Raw genomic sequence first — 23,496 nt, forward strand, 5'->3', positions numbered from 1 at the left:
CAAGAACAAGAACCTGTAGAGGTGATGCCGATGAACAGCCAAGTGGATGTGGAGCGTGCGCAAGACCTGGAAAGGCGCTTGTGCGCCTATGAGGAACTGGAGCAGAGGGCGCAGTGGCCGGGCGCCTTGACGGCGGCTGATGTGGTCGCACTGGCCTTGCTGACGCTGGTGATGGTGGCAGGTGCGTACTACCTGGGAGGCCAGCCATGAGCGCTTCCCGTGAGCAGGAGTTTCGCCTGAGCGCGGAACGTGGCGACACCCCTTTGCTACCCAATGAGCGGGTGTGGGGTTTCTGGGGCTTCGCCTACGCCAACTCGGCGCTGGCGGTGGCCACCTGGGTGTTCCTGATCGGCGGCGCTACCGCGCTGTTCGTCGGGCCTTTGCAAGGGATTGCGGCGATCGTCATCGGCAACATCATCGGCGTGGTCCTGGCCGCCTCGTCCACCTGCCTGCCTTGCGGCAAGTACGGCGTCGAGCAGTTCACCTTCCTGCGCAGCATGTTCGGCCTCAATGGCAGCCGGCTGGTCTACTTCCTTTCGGTGGTGGTGCTGACCATGGGCTGGCTGGCGGTGCTGGGGCTGATGTGCGGGCGGGCGCTGGACAACCTGCAGACCCTGGTGCATCAAAGCCAGCCCGACGGCGACGGCTGGCTGGTGACCGCCGGGGCGTTGCTGGCCATCGTGCTGGCAGCGCTGGTCGCCATGCGCGGGCCAGACATGATCCGCCGCCTGAGCGCGGTGATCGCGCCTAGCCTGATCCTGATCATGCTGGCGCTGATGTACTTCATTTCGCGCCGCTACAGCCTCGACGAGCTGTTGGCCATGCCGCCTTTGCAGCCACCGTTCGAGAACCCGCACGTCAACTTCATGGTCGCGGTGGAAATCAACATTGCCGCGGGCTTTTCCTGGTGGCCCTACATCGGCAACCTGTCGCGGCTGTGCAGCAACCAGCGTACCGCCTTCTGGCCCAACCTGGTGGGCATCTTCGGCGCTGCCTCGCTGGGCGAGTCGGTCAGCCTGTTCGCCGCCACCACCCTGGGCAGCAGCGACCCTACCGCCTGGATGCGCCTGGCCGGTGGCATGGGCTTTGGCATCATCGCCCTGAGCTTCCTGGCGCTGGCCAACCTGACCGGCATGGTCAACATCCTCTACACGGCGGTGATCGGCTTGCGCCAGTTGGCTGGGGAGCGGTTGCGCAGCATGGGCTGGGGGCTATTGATCACGCTGTTCTGCATCATCCCGGTGGTGATCGTGGTGCTGCTGCCGGGTATCTACGATGGCTTCTTCATCTTCCTGGTGTGGACCTCCGCGCTCAACAGTGCCCTGGCCGGTATCGGCATCGCCGATTACTTCTTCCTGCGCAAGCAGCGCCTGAACCTGCGCCAGATCTACGCCGAGCCCAGCACGTCACCCCTGCGCTACTGCAAAGGCTTCAACCCCATCGCCCTGGTGGCGCTGGTGGCGGGCTTCGCGATCTACGTGGTGGTGTTCAACCCACAGACCTTGGCCCATACCGACTTCTTCACCTTCGCCACTGCCTCGCTACCGTCCTGCCTGCTGGCCGGGCTGGTGCATTACGGCCTGACCCGACTGCTGGCCGCGCGCCTGGGTTGGGGCGGCTACCCAAAGCGTAATGAACGCAACATCGAGGCCGTCGGCCTTCGCGCACAGGACTAGAACAATGACCAAGCGATACGACTACATCATCATCGGTGCGGGCTCTGCTGGCTGCGTGTTGGCCAACCGCCTCAGCGAAGACGCCGGCACCTCGGTGCTGGTACTGGAGTTCGGTGGCAGCGACCGTAGCGTGCTGATCCAGATGCCCAGTGCATTCTCCTTGCCGATGAACACCAAGAAGTACAACTGGCACTACGAGACCGTGGCCGAGCCGCACCTGGACAATCGGCGCCTGCATTGCCCTCGGGGCAAGGTGCTGGGTGGCTCGTCGTCGATCAATGGCCTGGTCTACATCCGTGGCCATGCCTGTGATTTCGATGAGTGGGAAAGCCTGGGCGCGAAGAACTGGAGCTACCGCAACTGCCTGCCGTACTTCAAACGTGCCGAGCAGTACAAGTTCGGTGGCGACGACTACCGCGGCGGCGCGGGCCCGCTGTCGACCAACAACGGCAACAACATGCAGAACCCGCTGTACGGCGCCTGGGTCGAGGCGGGCGCCGAAGCCGGCTACATCAAGACCAATGACTGCAACGGCTACATGCAGGAAGGCTTTGGCGCCATGCACATGACGGTGAAGGACGGCGTGCGCTGGTCCACCGCCAACGCCTACCTGCGCCCGGCCATGAGCCGGCCCAACCTGACCGTGGTCACCCACGCCATGACCCGGCGCATCCTGCTCGATGGCAAGCGGGCGGTGGGCGTGGAATATGACCAGGGCGGGCAGACGCACAAGGTCATGTGCAACCGTGAGGTGCTGGTGGCGTCCGGCCCGATCGGTTCGCCGCACTTGCTGCAGCGCTCGGGTATCGGCCCTGCGGCCGTGCTGAAAAGTGCCGGTATCGAGGTGCGCCACGACCTGCCAGGGGTGGGCGAGAACCTGCAGGACCACTCGGAAATCTACATCCAGTATGCGTGCAAGGAACCGGTGACACTCAACGGCAAGATGAACCTGCTGGGCAAGGCCATGATCGGCCTGCGCTGGCTGCTGTTCAAGGATGGGCTAGGGGCCAGCAACCACTTCGAAGCCGGTGGTTTCATCCGCTCGTCCAAGGGCCTGCGCTGGCCGGACATCCAGTTTCACTTCCTGCCGGCGGCCATGCGCTACGACGGCGACAAACCGTTCAAGGGGCATGGGTTCATGGTGCTGACCGGGCCCAACAAACCCAAAAGCCGGGGCCATGTGCGGGCGCTGTCGGCCGACCCTTACCAGCATCCGCAAATTCGCTTCAACTACCTGGAAAGCGAGGAGGACCGGGAGGGCTTCCGCCGCTGTGTACGGCTGACCCGCGAGATCATCGCCCAGCCGGCCATGGACCGCTACCGTGGCGAGGAACTGGCACCCGGGCCGCAGGTGCAGACCGACGAGGAAATCGACGCCTTCGTACGCGCCAACATGGAAAGCACCATGCACCCGTGCGGCTCCTGTCGCATGGGTGAGGATGACATGGCGGTGGTTGACTCGGCGCTGCGTGTGCGGGGCCTGCAGGGGTTGCGGGTGATCGACTCCTCGGTGTTCCCGAGCGAGCCCAATGGCAACCTCAACGCGCCGACCATCATGCTGGCCGAACGTGCTGCCGACCTGGTGCGCGGGCGCCAGCCGCTGGCGCCGGTCGATGTACCGGTGGGCCTGGTGGGGGGCTGGGAGGAAGAGCAGCGCAGCCGCAAGCCCGTGCGGGAAATGCCTATCCGTTGAATTTCCGGTTGGTGCGGTCAATGCGGGTTTACGCGCGATCACGGGCGTAGCCCGTGCCGCGCCATACTGCTTGCCCTTGTGCGGGCCGACCATAGTCCACGGTGCCGTAGGTGAGAGGTTCAGGGCATACCTAGTCTGACCTGACATTTTTGTCAGTTGTGTCCCATGACGTGTGGGAGTGGAATTTGTCTGTCCGCCAGCGCGCTTGGGGAAAGACCATGGCCTACACCGACGCAGACTTCACAAACCACCTTCACAACGGGGAATCGATTACCGTAGATGGCAGCGTCGTGACCTATGTCATCGCAGCGCACGGCGAGTTGGCGACCACCCCCCCTCAGGCGAGTCCGCTTGTTGTGGCAAACATCAAGTCGGTGCCCGAGCTTGATCGGAAAATGACCGAGGCTGCTGATGCGTTCCAGCGTTTGATCGCGGCCGGGGCCGTTCTGCTCGAGCGTGAAAAGTGGCAGACCCTCTCGCCCGCCAGTGGTCTGGTGCTGGCATGCATACCCGGAGGTGTCGAGGGACCTCAGAACGCGAACTTCCTTTACGGATCCCCGACCTTCATCGACAACCCCGAGTACCCCGGCATTCGGTTCGGGGTGGATGACAGCGGTATGAAGACCTATGACGCCATAAAGGCCATATACGATCCCCTTGGCAAGTGGAGCGTCTATGACGGGCAATGGAACTTTACCCGCTACATCGGCGACCTCTATCTGCTGAGTGCGGCGCTGGCCTCCAAGGAAGAAGTCCCGGCAGAACAGCCTGGCCCTGCAGATGTGCAGTCCGAGGTAGAAGGTACGGAGCAGGCATATGCTTACTTCGACAGCCCGTTGCCCGATTTCGTGGACATCGGTAGCGACGAAGACAACGACAAGCTACCGGACATGACTGGCTTCGAGCCGGACACGATCGGTGCGGCGGAGCACGTTTGGCGTAGCCCGGGATTCTTGTTGGCCGACCGGGATCTGGAGCTTGGCGAACAGGTGTGGGCATGGGTGGTGCGCAAGCAGGATGGACGCATCGTCAAGAGCGTTTCGCTGGCCGCGAATCAGAGCAACAGGGCCGTGGCGCAATGGCCGGTTCAATTCCTTGAGGCCGTCAATGCCGCACCCGCTGCGAGCGACGGCGGCAAGCTGCTGCTTGGCGGTCGACTGAGCGATACCGGTGCACTGGAGGTGGGCGCGAGCGACAGCCCACGGACCTCGGCAGTCGAATCGAAGTGGGCGGTCGAGAAAAGCGCCCTGAACCGGCTCTGGTGTTATGGCAATGACCACCGGTTGTTCACCAATGCGCCGTTCCGAACCAATCTGGCGATCGCCGGACGCCTGCCGGACATGGCCTTGCCCGCAGGCGAAAGTGTGGTGGTGCAGGTGCGTGACCGCACTACCCTGCACCTGTACGAGACGCACCTGTTCACCCCTGCCGATGAAGCCGAGCTGCCCTCCAGTGCATGGTCGCCAGCGCTCTGCACGGCCATCAATGCCATGCACGGAATGTTGCGTGCGGGGGTGCGAGCGGATGAACAGCCGTGCATAGCGCCAGCCGAAACAGGCAACGCGTTGTGGGTGCCGCAATGCTCCGACCTGTCGGTGGAGGTGGATCGCTTAGCCTGGCGCAGACATAAGGCGGTGGGAACGTTCAGCCCGGTTCAGGGGGCGACAGTGCAGTTGATGCTGTACGACCGATATTCCGGCGCGCAGTTGCCTGGTTCCCCGCTCGTTTACAAGGTCGGCGCAAGTGATGCTGACGCCGTTGCCTGCCTTGGGGCATTGAAAGCCGCGTTGAGCGCCTCGCCGCTCGGGAAGTACCTGCAGCTGGCTGGGCTGGATACGGTCGACAGCATACCGGGAGCGGCAACGGACTGGGCGTTGTGGGTGGTGTCGTTGCCCGTTCGGGTGGTGGTGCTCGGTGTGCCCGGGTTGGCCGGCGACTATGAAAAGGCCCTCGAAACACCGGCGGGGGAAGCGCTGACACTGGGGACGGTGTATGCCGATTATCCGAATGGCTTGAGCCTTGCGCTGCTTGACCGTTGGACTGGGCACGAAGTTGCTTCGTGGTCGTTCAGGCTCCAGGCAGATGCGGATTCGAGCTTGGCAGCTTGGGCTCGTGCACTGGACGAGTGCCTGGCGGCCAGCGGCGAAAGCGCCGCGTCCTTGATTGGGTGGGGGCAGGCGTCGGTGCAGAGGACGACACTCAAGGATGTGAGTGACGATCTTTCGGGGTGGACGCTGTGGTTGCCGCGGGATCTGGAGTGCCAACTCGCGACTGGTCCGTTGGCGCCGGAGGCGAAAGTGAAGGAGGCGCCGCCTCGTATAGGTAAGTACCTCACCTCTTTGCGTAATAGTATGGTGGTGGATGAGGCGTTTTCATATGTAGATGCGCGGAAGGGCGGATGGGGTAGTGCGAAGCTCTTGGCATGGGAGGGAGACGCGCTATCGACGGAAGATGTTGTAAGGCTTCATAGTTTTCTTGAAGAATACAATTATCGAAGTAGTTACGGTCGTGGTGACTCCGGTAGCTATTGGAATGGCCCAGGAAGTAGGGGTTTTATGGAGCTTGGTTTTCGGGTCGGGTCGGCAAATATTAGTGCTCTGTTGGCTTCTCGCATCACTCGACCTGACATAATAATCCCTCGCAAGGATAGTTGGATTTTTCAATTGCAAGCACCGTATTGGGCAGAAGGGATTCAGTGTTCGGATAGGCGGATGAATCTGCGTGTCGTACGCTGCGGGCGTACCAAGTTAGCTGTTTTGAAGGTATTGGGTATTATTGATTATTATAGATTTCTGTTTGCTGAGGGTAAGTTGTCGCAACCCCTTCAGAGGGTGGAGTTTTTTGATAGATGTTTTGAGTTTTTTCCAGGCTGCTCGCTGTGTGAAGTTTTAAATGTATTTAAGAAGGTTGGGATTTTTGTGGGTGTCAGTAATGAGCTGATTGCGCTTGCAAATTTTTCTGTTGTGTCGAGGTCGATAGGTTTTGGTTTTTCAAAACTTGAATATTATGCGTCTGACTATTATCAATATTCATTGCGTGATGGTTCTTTGCGCGAGAATTATTCGATCGTTTCTGTTGCGTTGAGTGAGCTTGAAAGGCTTGAAAAAGATGGAGATATGGGTGGCGCTTTAGGAGAGTCTGTTAATTTGGCTAAAAAAGTGTTTGGGCGTGGCGAGTGGTTGTTTCATGAGGTGGCGACATATATTGTAAATGGCGAAACTTATTGTAGTAGATCAATTATTTCAGTTAAAAAACTGTGGGTTGACAGTATTCGTAGTGATGAGCGTTGTTATAGTCGATACCCTGTAATTTCAGTATGGGTGATGATGTGTGCTTCAGAAGCATTTAGAAAGGAGATAAGTCGGTATTCGACAGGCTCGACAGGGGATAGGACTCTTAAATTACTTGAAGTTGTGGTGGAGCGCATGGAGAACTATATAGGTGGTTATATAGACGGTAGCATTCTCGAAGACCCGGGTTTCCGGCGCGAATTAGAGGATGCGCTAATCATACCTGAGCTGAAGGTCGATAAGGATACGTTGATTACAAATGACCTAAGGGCATTTGTTATGCGTGATTCGTGTTGCGTTCAGCTCACATTGAGCCCGCAAGCCATCGATAAGAGTATCCGGTTTTTGTTCTACACCTCAGATCTGATAGGCGATATGGTTCGGGATCTATCTATTAATGAGATGTCTTCGAAAAAACTTCGCCATAGTGGTGGGGTCAATTTTCATATTCCTGACGGCGTGCAGTTTGATAATGATTTTCCACTCTCCAGCGCCAGCTATATTGATGAAGCCGGCATCGTAGCCGCTTGTTATTTGCGAGATTATTTGCGAGACGTGGATCAGGCGTGTGCACTTTGCGTGTATCCGCTGATCAACGGCACAGCGTTCTTGCCCCCAGACACACTCTGCGCCGATTACGCGCAGACAGTTGCCTCGGAGGTCTACGACATCAGCGGGGCCAGCGAAAACGGCGTCGATCCCCGAACAGGCCTGTTCCACGCCCATTACCCCGTGGGCGTGATCCGTGGTTTGAATGGCAAAGGCCCGGAGCTCGACTTGACGCTGCACTACAGCCCTACCAGGGCCAACGAAAGTGCGCTGGGCGATGGCTGGGCCTTCCGTTTTTCCGCCTACGACAACTGCCTGCACCGGTTGACGCTCAGCACTGGCCAGACCATCACGCTGAAGGCCGAGCACATCGGAATTGCAGCCTCCACTCGGCGGCTGTTGATCAACGGCGTCTGCTTGACGGGGGCCAAAGGCTCCTACGCTGCCCTGACCGAACTGACCGTTATCTATCCTTCCGGGCGCCAGGAGCGATTGGCTAAACCAGACAGGCACGACGGTCTCGAGGCGAACGCAAGTTACAAGCAAACGCTGACAACCAAGCTCGACAAGATCAAGAGCAATCTGGAGCAATGGCTCAAGGAAGTCGGGGTTACCGACGAGCAGAAGAAGGCGATCAACGAGAAAATAACCAACATCGCAGCGCTCAGGAAGGACATGAGCCGCAAGGCCTTTGTTCTGGTGCCGAACAGCATCACTTCCCCGCAGGGCGGCACGTTGAGCCTGGCGTGGGAAAGCTTGAGAGGCCATGTACGGCTGCTGGCCATTCGCGACGGCGCCACCGATCTGCTTACCGGCCAGCACGGTGAGCCGGTGGCGGTGGGCGAGTACAACACCACCTTCACGGTCTGGCCGGGTAGCGATGAACAGTACCGGGTTGACCTGCAGATCAAGGACTGCCTGTTGATGCGGTTGAGCCGCCAGGGCAAGGACGCGCCAGCGCCAGTGCAGGTCGTGAAGTTCGGCTACGAAGGCGAGCCGGTGCTGGACCGGGTACTGTGCTTCATCGCCGAGGAGGATGGCTCGCTGGAACAGGTGAACTATGCCCCTGCCTGGAAGAACTGGGACACCAGCAACACTGTGATCCCCCTGTCACGGGTGATCCAGCACACCCTGGTACCCGGCGCCGGGCAGCAGACTGTCAGCCATCGGTGGCAGTTCGAGGGCTTGGACAATCTGGCGATGCAAGAGGGTGATCGCATCGTCGCCACCGAGATGCTCGACGATGGCAGCGGCCTGACCGGGCCCTTCACCCGTCGCACCTGGACGCTGAAGAACGGCTTCAGTGTGGAGACGGAGATTGTCGAGGAAACACCAGGGGTCATGCGCGAGACGACGACCCATATCTACCCCGATAGCGTCACCAGCACCGACGATACCGTGAGGTACCGCCTGGCCACCCAGCCGATCAGGACGGTCGTGACCACGGAAGACTTGCGCACATCCGGTGCCGATGATCCGCCACCCACCACTCCGTTCGAGTCTTCCACCGCGGAGAACCAGCCATGAGCCAAGACAGCACAGCTATTGCTTCCGAGTCTTTAGCAACATCTGGCTCGCAAAAAAAGCTGACGCAGACCACGTATTCGGTTTATGACCAAAGCTCGGGGCTGCTTACTCAGTTGACGGAGCATGATGGCCAGACCACGCACCTTTGCTACTACCAAGCCTCTGCCGACAACACCGACCGCAGCAACCAGGTGCCGTTGCTTGATACGCTGCTGCAACAGTTCAACCTTCAGGACGCAGGCAGCACATCGCTGAAGTCGGCTATGGCGCTGAGTTGCCCGAACCTGCCCGACGGCTTGTTACCGCCGCTGATGGCGCAATGTGAGTACCTGCAGTTCCCTGAACAGGACAGGCGTTCGGGCACGCTCTTGACGCTGTACGGCTACGCCAATAGCAGCAAGGACGCCAGTGGCGTACTTATTCCAGACACGGTACTGAGGCTCGAGGGGGTAGAGGTGGATACCGGCGTTACGCCCTGGGCTGTGAGAAAGGCCGAGGGGCGTGAAGGTATTGTCGTGGACCTGCAGCAAATCACTCATAGCCCAAGCACTGGCAAGTTCGTGGTTGAGACGATCTCGACCCGTTGGTACAAAAACAATGCAACCTGCCAATCGCGGGCAATGACGGAAACGATCACGATTAATACCGAGGCCGGTACGTTGCTCTCGAAAAGCACCTCACCGCTGCAAGAGGGTGGCCTCAACTTGACTGCCACTGTGTCGCAACAGCTGCGCTCGGCGCGCAGTGGCCGGGTGCTGCGAGAGACGCAGCAGGATGAGCTGGGGCGGCCCCAAACCATGCTGTACCAACATTACGATGCCCGTGATCGTTCGCTCGGCGGTACGAGTTACGCGTGGGATGAAGCGGACTTCACCACCGGGGGTAGCAACGGTATTGCCTTGGAGACCCAGCAGCTGGTTTGGCTGGATACGGGAGACGGTACTTGGGTGCGCACGTCAGGGCCGGATGGACGTCATGGGCGCACGTTACTCGATGGTCTGCAACGTCCGGTACGGCGTGAGCTGCAACGGGTGGCGGGCGACAACCATGACGATGCCAATTATGTCTGTCTTGAGGAGACTGCCTACGGTTCGGATGGCGAGATAGAGTATCAGTGTGTCTATGACTACCTTCCCGGTGGTTTGTGCCTGCGCAGCGAGGGCGTCGCCATATCGCAGAGCTTGCGTGACTGGTTCTGGCAGGCAGAAGCAAGTGAGTCAGTGCAGGATGGCCAAAATGGCGAGATCCTGACCACAAGGACCACGACTGGCACCTTGACGCAAGGTCCTTTGCGCCGCCTGTCGTCGATCCAGCGCAATCACACCGATGGCCAAGTCACTCAGACTCGTTTTTACGAGCGTTGGAATGTTCTGACCAAGACCATGGACAAAACCGGGTTGGCGGTGGTCCAGCAGTACACCGCCAAAGGGCAATTGGCCCGGGTGACGGAGCGCTATCTGGCTGGCCAGCAAACGGTCGAGCGAAGCTGGGCTTGCATCCACGACGAGCTGGGCAGGCGAGTGCGGATTACCACACCGGACGACAGCGAGGTGCAGTGGACATATCAAGGTTTTGGCACGACGCCTGTGAAGATTACGTTGAAGGCCAAGGGTGGCACGCAGCAAGTGATTGGCCAGCAGAGTCTTGGCGATGACGAGAAGCAGAGTGACAAACTCATCTCTCGCACGGTTGGAGGTGCGGGGTCGACGTTGAAGTTTTCCCTTGATGGTCAGATGTATCGACGCCCGGATGACACCCGCATCTGGAGCGAGCATAGCGACGATGGCAACACACTGAATTGGTACACTGACGTCGCCGGCGGTGGTGTAGCGGTGCCCAAACGTTTGGTGGCTTCGTTCAGCTACAACCAGGTCACCCAAGTGATGCTCAGCGAGCGCCCCGAGTCGGCCGAATTTGGGCAAGCGCGTGTCTATTGCGAAAGCACAGCGCCCCAGTTGTTGGGGGGGTATCTGTCGACACACCATGTGCGTGGTTTCAGGCAACAGCAACAGAGCCAGCGATCTCTACGCGGCAGCGACGGTCATGGACGACATGCCAGTGGCGTTACCAACCGCGCTTGGCGAGATGGGCAGCAGCGCCGCAAACGAGTACGGCGCGGCGGGCTGGAGTACCGGTATCGCTATGGGGCGCAGGGCGAACTCGAGCAACTGGTCGTACTCGACCTGCGCGGCGGGCGTACGCTGGCACTGAATATGGTGTACGACAGCTTCGGCCGCGAGACGCAGCGTACCTACCGCTTGAATGGCGTGGTCAGGAGCCGCTACGAGCAAAGCTGGTCACAGATTGGGCAATTGCTGACGAAAGTGTGGTACCGCAATGATGACCCTCAGCCCACTCGCAGCGAAACATTCAGCTACCACAGGCTGCGCAATGAACTGGAAGCCTGGACGGTCGAGGCCGTCGATGGTTTCGCCGTCGAGGATGCGCAGGGCCGAGCGCTCAAGCAGCAGGCATATACCTACAATGCACTGGGTAGTGTGTTGACCTGTATCACGACCTTCGCCGACGACCAGACCGAGGCCCGTACTTACACTTATGGTGATCAGACGCAACCTACTCGGTGTACCAGCGTCAGCGTGATGCAGCCTGGCAGTGATGATCCCCACGTCACCGAGCTAATTTGTGATGCCAATGGTAGCTTGGTGAGGAATGCCCAAGGGTACACCTTGGCTTACACCTATGATGGGAAACTGACGTCGGTCAAGAATGGGGAAAAGCTCGTCACCTCCTATGAGTATGACGAATCGGGGTACCTAGCCGCGCAGTGGGACGAAGGTCGCAATCAGCGCCGAGTGCTCGAATATGACGGGGAGCGGTTGTGCGGCGAGCGATGGCTGAATGCTGAGGGATTGGCATTGAGGCATCGCGTTTTGGATGAAGAAGCGGGATTGATCATCTATCACACGGAGTACGGTGAAAGCAGTGATAGCACACGGCTCTATTTCATCCTGGCAGATCCGCAGAGCGGTGGCGGCGAAGAATACGTGGTGGACGCCGAAGGCCAGTGGCAGAGCCAGTCGATCGGTTTCACCCCTTGGGGTGAAGCTCCCCTGGAGAGACTCAATGCGATGCACGGTGGGATGGGCTACAACTCACAGCGTGTCGATCCTGTAACCGGCCACTACCACCTTGGCAACGGCTATCGGGTGTACGACCCGCAGCATCAGGCGTTCTATCAGAGCGATAGCCTTAGCCCGTTCGGCGAAGGTGGATTGAACGACCGTGCTTATTGTGCCGGTCAAGACCCGGTGAACTGGCACGATCCCAGCGGGCATATCATGGTGAGTCGCCGTGAGCAGGAGGAGAATTTGGCGTCGCTGGACGAAATGATCCGCGACACCAAACCACCGTACCATCCACCGGCACCCTGGTGGGAATATGCGTTGATGGGTTACATGTTCGTTCTGAGCGTTGGTTTGGCAGTCATGACGGGGGGCGCGGCGGGTGCATTGATACTGGCGGTAGCGATGGCGTCTACGGCATTGGGTGTCGCGGCATTGGCAGTGCAACATACTAATCCTGCATTATCAATAAAACTAGGGTTGGCTTCCACAATCGTTGGTTTTGCAGATTTGGCTGTTTCAGCAGGTGTTAAGTTGGCGAAGTTTGCAGTCGAAGGGCTTTTGCTCCTGGCGAAAACTGTGCGTGGCTTGCGTAATCTGGCGTATCTCGCAAGGCTGAGGTCGCTGTGGAAACTTCCAGGAGGTTTGAAGGCTGGAGCCCCTGCCATGGTGAGGGGGAGCGCTCAGAAGGCGGTAAGGTTCGGCAGTGAGGCCAAATTTGACAATTCAATGATCACCTTGGGAGGCGCCATTGAGTCCCCCAGTTCTGTGTACTACAGCAGTAACCCTAATTATACCGCCAAGATATGGGTGGCTTATGATCTTTATAACGTCAGGCCGGCTTTGCAGCACAATATTTATGAGGCGCAGAAAGCCGCATCTGTGTTGTCTGACGTAGTGACAGAATCTGAAGGAGTGGTACGTGCAGCAAGCAGTGTTGGAGGAGGGGCGCTGAGTGATTTTAAGGCTGCACTGGCGAATGCAAAAACCGTTCAGACAGAGATCCGCACCATGGAGAGTGAGTTGGCAGCGCTGACTACTGACTTGGCTAGAAGTGAGAAGGCGTTACAGACCAAACTTGTAGATGTTGCCCGCTGGGATAAAGTGAAAGATGACTGGGATGCTTTACTGAAGTCGTTCAACGTTGGGCGTTTTAATGACCGTGTACAAAGGTTGATGCTGCTGGATTTTTTTGATGTGCGTAATATGAAGCCTACTGGCTACAGCGCCCTTAAGAGTCGTAGTTTGCTTAGCCCGAAAAACGAAATTGCTGTTGTAAAAGTTGAAGCTGAGCAGTTGATTACCAGCAGTAAAAATTCCGAACACACGATGAAGGATAGCTTGAGCTTGGCTCAAAAAAGCGATCAGGACAAAATTGGGCCGCTGTTGAATAGGCTGAAGGTCGCTAGTAAACAAGTTGATGATTCTCTTAAGGAGATTTCAATTAAAATGGTGGCTTATGCAGACTCTTTGCAAGATGTAGGTCTAAAGGCCAGTGCGAGTGCGGCGCATGGTCGTGTATTAGCTAAGTCATCCGGCGTTGTGTCGAATTTCAAACGCCCGTTGAGGCGTTTGAAGTTGATGTTTCACGGTGCGGCGCCGCAGCGAATTAACTATCCTGTTCCAACCTCTCGTGCAGTCGTGCAGATCCCTAGCTATCCAGGGGCGAACAATAAAAGCTATTGGGATGCCGGTACGATGTACGCTGAGCTTAGAGCCTTGGTCGGTAAGTCTGGTAGGCCATTGATAGACTTTCAAACGACAGATGTGATTCAACTGAACATGTGCTATGGTGCGGCCGGAGGTAAGCATTCATTTGCACAGCAGCTTTCCTTATTGACGGGTGCTCCAGTTAAAGGCTATGTGAACCCTCTGACAGCGTTGTACTCGGTGGATACTATCGACGATGCGGCTAGAAACACTTACAAGATGATCAATAAAGGGCAAAATCAAGGTGCACCAGGATGGGTGAATATGCCGGATGTGGTGGATTTTGTTACCGATCATCTAAGGGATACAGTCTATTTGCGAAGTGTGAAACTTCCTGCTGATCCTAAGTTGCATGATGTGGCATATGATCCGCAGTGGTTCTTCTCGCATAATCGAGCCAAGCCACAGTCGCATACCTCTTTAAAGCAGTGGTTGAACCCATTGTGAAACCTATCGAGATGTAGTGGATGTCGCCGCAGCCGGTGCAGTGCAGGCGTTCGTGGGTGTCGCCGTTGGGCACGCCTTGGGCCAATTGCGTGGTGCAGTGCGGGCAGTAGCGTGGGGTGGTGGGCATGCTCAGCGGCCTATGCGAGGGTCCTTGGGGGGCAGGGGAGCGACGATCTCGCGGACCATGGCGTTGTCGGCGCCGCGGATGTGCAACTTGTGCTCGTGGGGCCGGTTGAGCGCGGAAATCATGGCCAAGGTCTGCCGATGAATGTGGACTGAATACGCTCCATTGGAATGATTTCGATACACGGTGGGCAAGTACAGCACACACGGTGCCTGGGGGCATTTCAACAGCCTGCTTGGTTGGGTTATCTGGAGTGACTTCTTTACAGCCATTAAACCCAGTTTTCAATCAAACCCCCGCTAACTAGCGCTATTTGCGCTTGGCACAGACCTTGCTCCTTCACCTTGCACTCGATCGGTGTTGAAAGTTGTTCATCCGGTCTCGAGCGTTGAACTTGTGACGTTATAAAAACAATTAAACTAGCAAGGTACATGATAATGAATAACTTGCCGCACGGTCACTGCCCGCCCGAGGGCGATGCACACGAACTCAAGCGCAACCTGTCCAACCGCCATATCCAGCTGATCGCCATCGGCGGTGCCATCGGCACCGGCCTGTTCATGGGCTCTGGCAAGACCATCAGCCTGGCCGGGCCTTCCATCATCTTTGTCTACATGATCATCGGCTTCATGCTGTTCTTCGTCATGCGGGCAATGGGCGAGCTGTTGCTGTCCAACTTGAAGTACAAATCGTTCATCGACTTTTCGGCCGACCTGCTGGGGCCGTGGGCAGGCTTCTTTACGGGCTGGACTTACTGGTTCTGCTGGATTGTCACCGGCATTGCCGATGTGATCGCCATATCGGCCTACGCCCAGTTCTGGTTCCCCGACATGCCGTTGTGGATACCGGCGCTGGCGTGCGTTGGCCTGTTGCTCACGCTGAACTTGATGACGGTGAAAATGTTCGGCGAAATGGAGTTCTGGTTCGCCATGATCAAGATCGTGGCCATTTGCGCCCTGGTCTGTACCGGCTTCTACATGGTGGCGGCAGCCTACCAGTCGCCGGCAGGGCATGCTGCCGCGCTGGCCAACCTGTGGAACGACGGCGGGATGTTCCCCCATGGCGCCATGGGCTTCTTCGCCGGCTTCCAGATTGCCGTGTTCGCCTTCGTCGGCATCGAGCTGGTGGGCACCACCGCGGCCGAAACCAAGAACCCGGAACGCAACCTGCCACGGGCGATCAACTCGATTCCAGTGCGCATCATCGTGTTCTACGTGCTGGCGCTGGTCGCCATCATGGCCGTTACGCCTTGGCGCGAAGTGGTGGCCAACAAGAGCCCGTTCGTCGAGCTGTTCGTGCTGGCCGGCCTGCCAGCCGCCGCCGGCATCATCAACTTCGTGGTGCTGACCTCGGCCATGTCGTCGGCCAACAGCGGCGTGTTCTCGACCAGCCGCATGCTCTACGGCCTGGCGGTGGATGGCGATGCGCCCGGCACGTTCAGCGCGTTGTCGCGCCGTGCCGTGCCCTCCAATGGCCTGATCTTCTCGTGCCTGTGCCTGACCGGCGGGGCACTGGTCATTTACCTGGTACCCAACATGCTCGATGCCTTCACCCTGATCACCACGGTGTCGGCCCTGCTGTTCATGTTCGTCTGGTCGATCATCCTGCTGTCGTACCTGACCTACCGCAAGCAGCGCGACCCGCTGCACCAGGCGTCGAAGTACAAGATGCCGGGCGGCACCTTCATGTGCCGGGTGTGCCTGGCGTTCTTCGCCTTCATCCTGGCGTTGCTGGCCCTGGAAGCCGACACCCGCATGGCGTTGTACCTGGTGCCGGTGTGGTTCGCCGTGCTGGGGCTTGCGTACCGCTCGATCCGCCAGAAGAAACAGCAGACCGCGCAGTTGTCGTTCGACGCCGACTGACCGGCCCGTTCACGTTTTGCCCAAAGGGGGACGGCGCCGCTGCGCTGTCCCCCTGTTGTCTTTTTGCCAGGCAGGGCCTTGGATAAGGAGCTTTGATGAGAATCCACGTCACCTTCGTCGACCGTGTCGGTATCACTCAGGAAATCCTGTCGCTGCTTGGGGCGCGTAACCTCAACCTGGACGCGGTGGAAATGATCCCGCCCAACGTCTATATCGATGCGCCGACCTTGTCCCCGGTGGTGCTCGACGAACTTTACGCCGCCCTGCTGGGGGTGGATGGCGTGCAGGAGGTGTCGCTGGTCGACTTTCTGCCTGGCCACCGCCGGCGCTTGCAACTGGAGGCCTTGTTGGCGGCCATGAGTGACCCGGTACTGGCTGTGGACCCCGCCGGCCATGTGCTGCTGGCCAACCCGACGCTGGTCGGCCTGGTGGGCCGCGAGCCGGCAGGTGAGCCGTTGGGCAAGTTGTTTACCGAGCCAGACCTGGCCCGGACCCTGATCGACAAGGGCTTTCGCCTGCCGATGTGCGAGGTGAGCTTTCAAGACCAGTCGCTGCTGTTGGAGGCCACCCCGATCAGCGGGGGCGCCGATGGCCTGGTGGGTGGCCTGCTGACCCTGTACCCGCCGAGCCGCATTGGCGAGCGCCTGGCCTCGCTGCTGCATGACAACGGTGAAGGGCTGGGGGCGTTGCTGGGGGAGTCGGCCGTGCTGCAGTCGCTCAAGGCACGCTTGCACAAAGTGGCGAGCCTGGAGGCTCCCTTGCTGATCCAGGGCGAGACGGGCACCGGCAAGGAGCTGGTGGCTCGCGCCTGCCATGCGCTCAGTGCCCGGCGCGACACCTCTTTCCTGGCGTTGAACTGCGCGGCGCTGCCCGAAAGCCTGGCTGAAAGCGAACTGTTCGGCTATGCCGCTGGCGCCTTTACCGGCGCCCAGCGGGGCGGCAAACCAGGCCTGCTGGAGCTGGCTGATGGCGGTACGGTATTTCTCGATGAAGTGGGCGAGATGTCACCCTACCTGCAGGCCAAGCTGTTGCGCTTTCTCAATGACGGCAGTTTTCGCCGGGTAGGGGGTGGCAACGAAGTGCGGGTGAACGTGCGCGTGGTCTGCGCCACCCACCGCAATCTGGAGAGCATGGTGATGGAGGGCAGCTTTCGCGAAGACCTCTACTATCGGCTTAACGTGCTCAACCTGAAGGTGCCGCCACTGCGCGAACGGGGCAAGGACATCCTGCTGCTGGCCGAGCACTTTCTGCGTCAGGCCTGTGCGCAGATACAGCGTGCGCCATGCCGCCTGGCGCTGGCGACCCATCCGCTGCTGCTGGGCAATCGCTGGTCAGGCAATGTGCGCCAGTTGCAGAACGTGATTTTCCGCGCAGCGGCGATCAGCGAGGGCGAGGTGATCGACTGCGACGACCTGGAATTGGCCGGCACCGCGCTGAGTAGCCAGCAGGCAGAAGGGGCAGAAATCGTCAGCCTGGAAGCCGCCGTGCAGGGGTTTGAAAAGGCCTTGTTGGAGAAGTTGTACGAGAGCTATCCCTCGACCCGGCAATTGGCCGTGCGCCTGCAAACGTCCCACACCGCCATCGGCCAGCGCTTGCGCAAGTACGGGATCGCCAGCCGGGCCTTGTAACCGGCCTGGTGCGAATGCGCTCCACTGGAGTGATAGCGCTCCGTTGACGGTGGCGTGCGCATTCACTGGGCGGCCCCGCGAGGGAGACGCAGGGGGCTTGAAGCGTGGAGCGAATACGCTCCGACGCAGGTGCTTCAGGTATCCCTGTAAAACATTTTAAGTAATTGAAAAATATAGATAAAAAATGATTGGCATTGCTCTTGCTCTGGTATCTGGCAACCCCGTACAGGGGCCTACCTGATAACAAGAGAGGACATTCCATGAGCACTCTGCGTTTTACCCCCGAACACGAATGGCTGCGTCTGGAAGCAACTGGTGAGTTGACCGTCGGTATTACCAGCTATGCCCAGGCGGCCCTGGGGGACGTGGTGTTCGTACAACTGCCGGAACCTGGCGAGTACGGTGAGGGCAATGAGGTCGCGGTGCTCGAGTCGGTGAAGGCCGCCAGCAACATCACCATGCCTTTGACCGGCACCGTGGTGGCAGTCAACCAGGCGCTGGCCGACGACCCTGAACTGGTCAATGCCTCGCCGATGCAGGATGGCTGGTTTTTCCGCATCCAGGCCAGCAACCCTGCCGACCTCGACACCCTGATGGACCAGGACGGTTACGACCGTTTCCTGGCCGACAACGCCTGAGCCGGGTGGCCGCCATGAACAACCCGTGCATTGCGTTGGGCACCGACAATGAGTTCGTCGCCCGTCACATTGGCCCGCGCGAAGGCGATATCGCGACCATGCTGGCGCTGATCGGCCATGATTCGCTCGACGCGCTGATCGACCGCGTCATCCCGGCCAGCATCAAGGGCAGCAGTGTGCTCGAACTCACCCCGGGGCTGGGTGAAGTCGAAGCCCTGGCCGCACTCAAGGCCGTTGCCGCGAACAACCAGCTGTATCGCAACCATATTGGCCAGGGTTATTACCCTTGCCATACCCCGACACCGATCTTGCGCAACCTGCTGGAAAACCCGGCCTGGTACACGGCGTATACACCCTACCAGCCGGAAATCTCCCAGGGCCGCCTGGAAGCGCTGCTGAACTTCCAGACCCTGGTCAGCGACCTGAGCGGGATGGAAATCGCCAACGCCTCGTTGCTCGATGAAGCCACCGCTGCCGCCGAGGCCATGACCTTCTGCAAGCGCCTGGCGAAGAACAAGGCCCCGGCGTTTTTCGCGTCCCGCCATTGCCACCCGCAAACCCTCGATGTGTTGCGTACCCGTGCCGAGCCACTGGGTATCGAGGTGGTCATCGGTGATGAGGCGGCCTTGGCTGGCCAAGCGCTGGAGGGCTACTTCGGGTTGCTGCTGCAGTACCCGGCCAGTACCGGTGAAATCGTCGATCACCGCGCGCTGATCCAGCGCGCCCACGCGGCCGGCGCGCTGGTCTCGGTGTGCGCGGACCTGTTGGCGCTGACCTTGCTGACCCCACCGGGGGAGCTGGGGGCCGACGTGGTCATCGGCAGCGCCCAGCGCTTTGGCGTGCCGTTGGGGTTCGGCGGCCCGCATGCGGCGTACTTCGCTACCCGTGACGCATTCAAGCGCGACATGCCTGGTCGGCTGGTCGGGGTATCCATCGACCGTTTCGGCAAGCCGGCACTGCGCTTGGCCATGCAGACCCGCGAACAACATATCCGCCGCGAGAAGGCCACCAGCAACATCTGCACCGCGCAGGTGCTGCTGGCCAACATCGCCAGCATGTATGCGGTGTATCACGGCCCTCAGGGCCTGACTCAGATCGCCCGGCGTGTCCACCGCCTGACCACGATTCTGGTGCAGGGGTTGCGCCAGCTCGGGCACCAGGTCGAGCAGGCGCATTTCTTCGACACCGTCAGCGTGGTGACTGCCGGGCCAGTGGCCGATGTGCTTGCCGCTGCCCGGGGCGCAAGGCTGAACTTGCGATCGATCGACCCGATGCGGGTCGGCATTTCCCTGGATGAAACCTGTGAGCAGGACAGCGTCCAGGCGTTGTGGCAAGTGTTTGCGGCTGCCGGGCAGGCTCTGCCGGACTTTGCCGCCCTGGCGGCCGACAGCACCGACTGCCTGCCGTTGGCGCTGTTGCGCGACACGCCGTTCCTGCAACACCCGGTGTTCAACCGTCACCACTCTGAAACCGAGCTGATGCGCTACCTGCGGCGCCTGGGTGACAAGGACCTGGCCCTGGACCGCAGCATGATCGCCTTGGGCTCGTGCACCATGAAGCTCAACGCGGCCAGCGAGATGATCCCGATCACCTGGCCTGAGTTCGCGGCCCTGCACCCATTCGCCCCGGCCGAGCAAGCGCAGGGCTACCGCCAGCTGACCGATGAGCTGGAGGCCATGCTGTGTGCGGCCACCGGTTATGACGCCATGTCGCTGCAACCCAATGCGGGCTCGCAAGGCGAGTACGCTGGCCTGCTGGCCATTCGCGCCTACCACGCCAGCCGTGGCCAGGCGGGGCGCGATGTGTGCCTGATTCCGTCGTCGGCCCATGGCACCAACCCGGCCACGGCGCAGATGGCCGGCATGCGGGTGGTGGTGGTCAACTGCGATGCGCGCGGTAACGTCGATGTCGACGACCTGCAGCGCAAGGCCGCGCAGCACAAGGACACGCTGGCGGCCCTGATGATTACCTACCCCTCGACCCACGGCGTGTTCGAGGACGGCATCACGCGCATCTGCGACATCATTCATGAATGCGGCGGCCAGGTGTACCTGGATGGCGCCAACATGAACGCCATGGTTGGCCTGTGCGCACCGGGCAAATTCGGTGGCGACGTGTCGCACCTGAACCTGCACAAGACCTTCTGCATTCCCCATGGCGGCGGCGGCCCCGGCGTCGGTCCGATCGGGGTCAAGGCGCATCTGGCACCGTTTCTGCCGGGGCACGCCCACCTGCAGAAGCAGCAGGGCGCGGTCAGCGCGGCGCCATACGGCAGTGCCAGTATCTTGCCGATCACCTGGATGTACATCCGCATGATGGGCGGGGCAGGGCTCAAGCGTGCCTCGCAGCTGGCGATCCTGAGTGCCAACTACATTGCCCGGCGCCTGGAGGAGCACTACCCGGTGCTGTACACCGGCGACCACGGGCTGGTGGCGCACGAGTGCATTCTCGACCTGCGCCCGCTCAAGGAAAGCAGCGGCATCGGCGTCGAGGATGTGGCCAAGCGGCTGATCGATTTTGGTTTCCATGCCCCGACCATGTCGTTCCCGGTAGCTGGCACGCTGATGGTCGAGCCGACCGAGAGCGAGTCGAAAGAGGAGCTGGACCGCTTCTGCACCGCAATGATCTGCATCCGTGAAGAAATCCGCGCGGTGGAAAACGGCACGCTGGACAAGCTCGACAACCCGTTGAAGAACGCCCCGCATACCGCCAGCGAGCTGGCGGGTGAATGGCCGCACCGCTATAGCCGTGAGCTGGCGGTGTACCCGCTCGACGACCTGCGCGAGAGCAAGTACTGGCCGCCGGTGGGGCGCGTGGACAACGTCTACGGCGACCGCAACCTGGCCTGCGCCTGCCCGCCGCTGTCGAGTTATCAAGACGCCTGAATGTGTCGACCTCACAACAAGGAATCACACCCATGTTTCATAAAAGCCTGACCCTGTCCGATTTCGACCCTGCGCTGTTCGAGGCCATCCGCCGCGAAGTGCAGCGCCAGGAAGACCACATCGAGCTGATCGCCTCGGAAAACTACACCAGCCCGCAGGTGATGCAGGCCCAGGGGACCGAGCTGACCAACAAGTACGCCGAAGGCTACCCGGGCAAGCGTTATTACGGTGGCTGCGAGCATGTCGACGTGGTCGAGCAACTGGCCATCGAGCGCGCCAAGCAGCTGTTCGGCGCCGACTACGCCAACGTCCAGCCGCACTCCGGTTCGTCGGCCAACGGGGCGGTGTACCTGGCCCTGCTGCAGGCCGGTGACACGATCCTGGGCATGAGCCTGGCCCACGGTGGCCACCTGACCCACGGTGCGAAGGTGTCGTCCTCGGGCAAGCTGTACAACGCTGTGCAGTACGGCATCGACACCCACACCGGCCTGATCGACTACGACGAAGTCGAGCGCCTGGCGGTCGAGCACAAGCCGAAGATGATCGTCGCCGGCTTCTCGGCCTACTCCAAGACCCTCGACTTCCCGCGCTTCCGCGCCATCGCCGACAAAGTCGGTGCGCTGCTGTTCGTCGACATGGCCCACGTCGCTGGCCTGGTTGCCGCTGGCCTGTACCCGAACCCGATCCCGTTCGCCGACGTGGTCACCACCACCACCCACAAGACCCTGCGCGGTCCGCGTGGTGGCCTGATCCTGGCCAAGTCCAACGAAGAGATCGAGAAGAAGCTCAACGCCGCCGTATTCCCGGGCGCCCAGGGCGGCCCGCTGATGCACGTCATCGCCGCCAAGGCCGTGTGCTTCAAGGAAGCGCTGGAGCCGGGCTTCAAGGCCTACCAGCAACAAGTGATCGAAAACGCCCAGGCCATGGCCCAGGTGTTCATCGACCGTGGCTACGACGTGGTTTCCGGCGGCACCGACAACCACCTGTTCCTGGTCAGCCTGATTCGCCAGGGCCTCACCGGTAAAGACGCCGACGCCGCCCTGGGCCGCGCGCACATCACCGTCAACAAGAACGCCGTGCCGAACGACCCGCAGTCGCCGTTCGTCACCTCGGGCCTGCGCATCGGCACCCCGGCGGTGACGACCCGTGGTTTCAAGGCGGCGGAATGCCGCGCTCTGGCGACCTGGGTCTGCGACATCCTCGACCACCTCGGTGATGCCGATGTCGAGGCCCATGTGGCGGGGCAGGTGGCGCAGTTGTGCAAGCTGTTCCCGGTTTATCCGGCCTGAACGCAAAACGGGGCCGCTTTGCGGCCCTTCGCGGGCTCGCCCGCTCCCACAAGCCCGCGAAGGGCTGCAAAGCAGCCCCAGTCAAGAAGGCCAGGAGCCAGCCATGTCAACCGAACAACTGCAACACCAACCCGCGCGCGCCCAACCGCTGCAAGCCGGGGTGAAACTGCGCGGCGCCGAGAAGGTGGCGCGTATCCCGGTGAAGATCCTGCCCACTGAAGAGGTGCCACGCAAGCCCGACTGGATTCGCGTGGCAATTCCCACCACGCCGGAGGTGGCGCGGGTCAAGGCCCTGCTGCGCAAGCACAAGCTGCACAGCGTGTGCGAAGAAGCGGCTTGCCCGAACCTGGGTGAGTGCTTTTCTGGTGGTACGGCGACCTTCATGATCATGGGCGATATCTGCACCCGCCGTTGCCCGTTCTGCGATGTCGGCCATGGTCGGCCCAAACCACTGGACGTCGACGAACCGAAGAACCTGGCCATCGCCATCGCCGACCTGCGCTTGAAGTACGTGGTCATCACATCGGTGGACCGCGACGACCTGCGTGACGGCGGTGCCCAGCACTTTGCCGACTGCCTGCGCGAGATCCGTACGCTGTCGCCAGGCATCCAGTTGGAAACCCTGGTGCCGGATTACCGTGGACGCATGGACGTGGCGCTGGCGATCACCGAACAGCAGCCCCCAGACGTGTTCAACCACAACCTCGAAACCGTGCCGCGCCTGTACAAAGCGGCACGACCGGGCTCGGACTTCGACTGGTCACTGGACCTGCTGGAGCGCTTCAAGCAACGTGTGCCCACGGTGCCGACCAAGTCCGGGCTGATGCTGGGCCTGGGCGAAACCAATGAGGAAGTGCTCGAAGTGATGCAGCGCATGCGTGAGCATCAGGTTGACATGCTGACCTTGGGGCAATACCTGCAACCTTCGCGCAGCCACTTGCCGGTGCAGCGTTTCGTCCACCCGGACACGTTCGCCTGGCTTGCCGAGCAAGCCTTGGCGATGGGCTTCAAGAATGTGGCATCCGGCCCATTGGTGCGCTCGTCCTACCACGCTGACCTGCAGGCGCAGTCGGTGTAGGCGCAATGCCCGAGCAG

11 protein-coding genes and 2 pseudogenes are annotated in these 23,496 nt (G+C 60.3%); 11 read left to right on the forward strand and 2 right to left on the reverse strand.

The window, feature by feature from the left end:
- Nucleotides 1-30 precede the first annotated feature (30 nt).
- The 5 genes from ACNFBR_RS16360 to ACNFBR_RS16380 all read left to right on the forward strand — a co-directional run bounded on the left by ACNFBR_RS16360 (nt 31) and on the right by ACNFBR_RS16380 (nt 13,975).
- Entirely contained in the window at nt 31-210 is a 180-nt protein-coding gene (locus ACNFBR_RS16360; RefSeq protein ID WP_416735878.1) for a hypothetical protein, read from the forward strand.
- Nucleotides 207-1,676, forward strand: coding sequence for a purine-cytosine permease family protein (locus ACNFBR_RS16365; protein WP_416735879.1), 1,470 nt, complete (start codon nt 207-209; stop codon nt 1,674-1,676). Before ACNFBR_RS16360 ends, ACNFBR_RS16365 begins: the two co-directional genes overlap by 4 nt.
- Nucleotides 1,677-1,680: 4 nt before the next feature.
- Nucleotides 1,681-3,369, forward strand: coding sequence for a choline dehydrogenase (gene betA / locus ACNFBR_RS16370; RefSeq protein ID WP_416735880.1), 1,689 nt, complete (start codon nt 1,681-1,683; stop codon nt 3,367-3,369).
- A 218-nt stretch (nt 3,370-3,587) separates the two neighbouring features.
- Nucleotides 3,588-8,735, forward strand: a complete 5,148-nt coding sequence (locus tag ACNFBR_RS16375) for a hypothetical protein (RefSeq protein WP_416735881.1) — start codon at nt 3,588-3,590, stop codon at nt 8,733-8,735.
- Nucleotides 8,732-13,975 (forward strand): RHS repeat-associated core domain-containing protein, encoded by a 5,244-nt coding sequence (locus tag ACNFBR_RS16380; protein ID WP_416735882.1) that lies wholly within the window; start codon nt 8,732-8,734, stop codon nt 13,973-13,975. Before ACNFBR_RS16375 ends, ACNFBR_RS16380 begins: the two co-directional genes overlap by 4 nt.
- 7 nt (nt 13,976-13,982) lie before the next feature.
- Here ACNFBR_RS16380 and ACNFBR_RS16385 read toward each other — a convergent pair.
- Both ACNFBR_RS16385 and ACNFBR_RS16390 read right to left on the reverse strand, forming a co-directional pair.
- Nucleotides 13,983-14,102: pseudogene (locus tag ACNFBR_RS16385) on the reverse strand (zinc ribbon domain-containing protein); the annotation flags it as partial.
- Nucleotides 14,103-14,149: 47 nt separating this feature from the next.
- A pseudogene (locus tag ACNFBR_RS16390) lies at nt 14,150-14,230 on the reverse strand (4-carboxymuconolactone decarboxylase); the annotation flags it as partial.
- A gap of 306 nt (nt 14,231-14,536) precedes the next feature.
- Here ACNFBR_RS16390 and cycA point away from each other — a divergent pair.
- The 6 genes from cycA (at nt 14,537) to lipA (ending at nt 23,479) form a co-directional block, all read left to right on the forward strand.
- The gene (gene cycA / locus ACNFBR_RS16395; protein WP_416735883.1) at nt 14,537-15,961 is read left to right on the forward strand and encodes a D-serine/D-alanine/glycine transporter; all 1,425 of its coding nucleotides are present in this window, start codon (nt 14,537-14,539) and stop codon (nt 15,959-15,961) included.
- A 95-nt stretch (nt 15,962-16,056) separates the two neighbouring features.
- Nucleotides 16,057-17,589 (forward strand): sigma 54-interacting transcriptional regulator, encoded by a 1,533-nt coding sequence (locus ACNFBR_RS16400; protein ID WP_416735884.1) that lies wholly within the window; start codon nt 16,057-16,059, stop codon nt 17,587-17,589.
- Between the two features lie 260 nt (nt 17,590-17,849).
- Complete coding sequence (gene gcvH / locus ACNFBR_RS16405) at nt 17,850-18,227, forward strand: glycine cleavage system protein GcvH (protein ID WP_416735885.1); 378 nt, start codon at nt 17,850-17,852, stop codon at nt 18,225-18,227.
- A 14-nt stretch (nt 18,228-18,241) separates the two neighbouring features.
- Nucleotides 18,242-21,112, forward strand: a complete 2,871-nt coding sequence (gene gcvP / locus ACNFBR_RS16410) for an aminomethyl-transferring glycine dehydrogenase (protein ID WP_416735886.1) — start codon at nt 18,242-18,244, stop codon at nt 21,110-21,112.
- Nucleotides 21,113-21,144: 32 nt separating this feature from the next.
- Nucleotides 21,145-22,401 carry a serine hydroxymethyltransferase gene (glyA, locus tag ACNFBR_RS16415; RefSeq protein WP_416735887.1) on the forward strand — a complete coding sequence of 419 codons (1,257 nt, stop codon included), beginning with the start codon at nt 21,145-21,147 and terminating at the stop codon, nt 22,399-22,401.
- A gap of 103 nt (nt 22,402-22,504) precedes the next feature.
- Nucleotides 22,505-23,479, forward strand: a complete 975-nt coding sequence (gene lipA / locus ACNFBR_RS16420) for a lipoyl synthase (RefSeq protein WP_416735888.1) — start codon at nt 22,505-22,507, stop codon at nt 23,477-23,479.
- Nucleotides 23,480-23,496: the final 17 nt, after the last annotated feature.

Origin of the sequence: Pseudomonas sp. NY11955 (assembly GCF_048068035.1) — a bacterium.
GTDB lineage: Bacteria > Pseudomonadota > Gammaproteobacteria > Pseudomonadales > Pseudomonadaceae > Aquipseudomonas.

Excerpts from the sequence above, each read along its gene's own strand:
- ACNFBR_RS16360 (WP_416735878.1), top strand. The coding sequence starts at position 31 with ATGAACAGCCAAGTGGATGTGGAGCGTGCGCAAGACCTGGAAAGGCGC.
- ACNFBR_RS16365 (WP_416735879.1), top strand. The coding sequence starts at position 207 with ATGAGCGCTTCCCGTGAGCAGGAGTTTCGCCTGAGCGCGGAACGTGGC.
- betA (WP_416735880.1), top strand. The coding sequence starts at position 1,681 with ATGACCAAGCGATACGACTACATCATCATCGGTGCGGGCTCTGCTGGC.
- ACNFBR_RS16375 (WP_416735881.1), top strand. The coding sequence starts at position 3,588 with ATGGCCTACACCGACGCAGACTTCACAAACCACCTTCACAACGGGGAA.
- ACNFBR_RS16380 (WP_416735882.1), top strand. The coding sequence starts at position 8,732 with ATGAGCCAAGACAGCACAGCTATTGCTTCCGAGTCTTTAGCAACATCT.
- cycA (WP_416735883.1), top strand. The coding sequence starts at position 14,537 with ATGAATAACTTGCCGCACGGTCACTGCCCGCCCGAGGGCGATGCACAC.
- ACNFBR_RS16400 (WP_416735884.1), top strand. The coding sequence starts at position 16,057 with ATGAGAATCCACGTCACCTTCGTCGACCGTGTCGGTATCACTCAGGAA.
- gcvH (WP_416735885.1), top strand. The coding sequence starts at position 17,850 with ATGAGCACTCTGCGTTTTACCCCCGAACACGAATGGCTGCGTCTGGAA.
- gcvP (WP_416735886.1), top strand. The coding sequence starts at position 18,242 with ATGAACAACCCGTGCATTGCGTTGGGCACCGACAATGAGTTCGTCGCC.
- glyA (WP_416735887.1), top strand. The coding sequence starts at position 21,145 with ATGTTTCATAAAAGCCTGACCCTGTCCGATTTCGACCCTGCGCTGTTC.
- lipA (WP_416735888.1), top strand. The coding sequence starts at position 22,505 with ATGTCAACCGAACAACTGCAACACCAACCCGCGCGCGCCCAACCGCTG.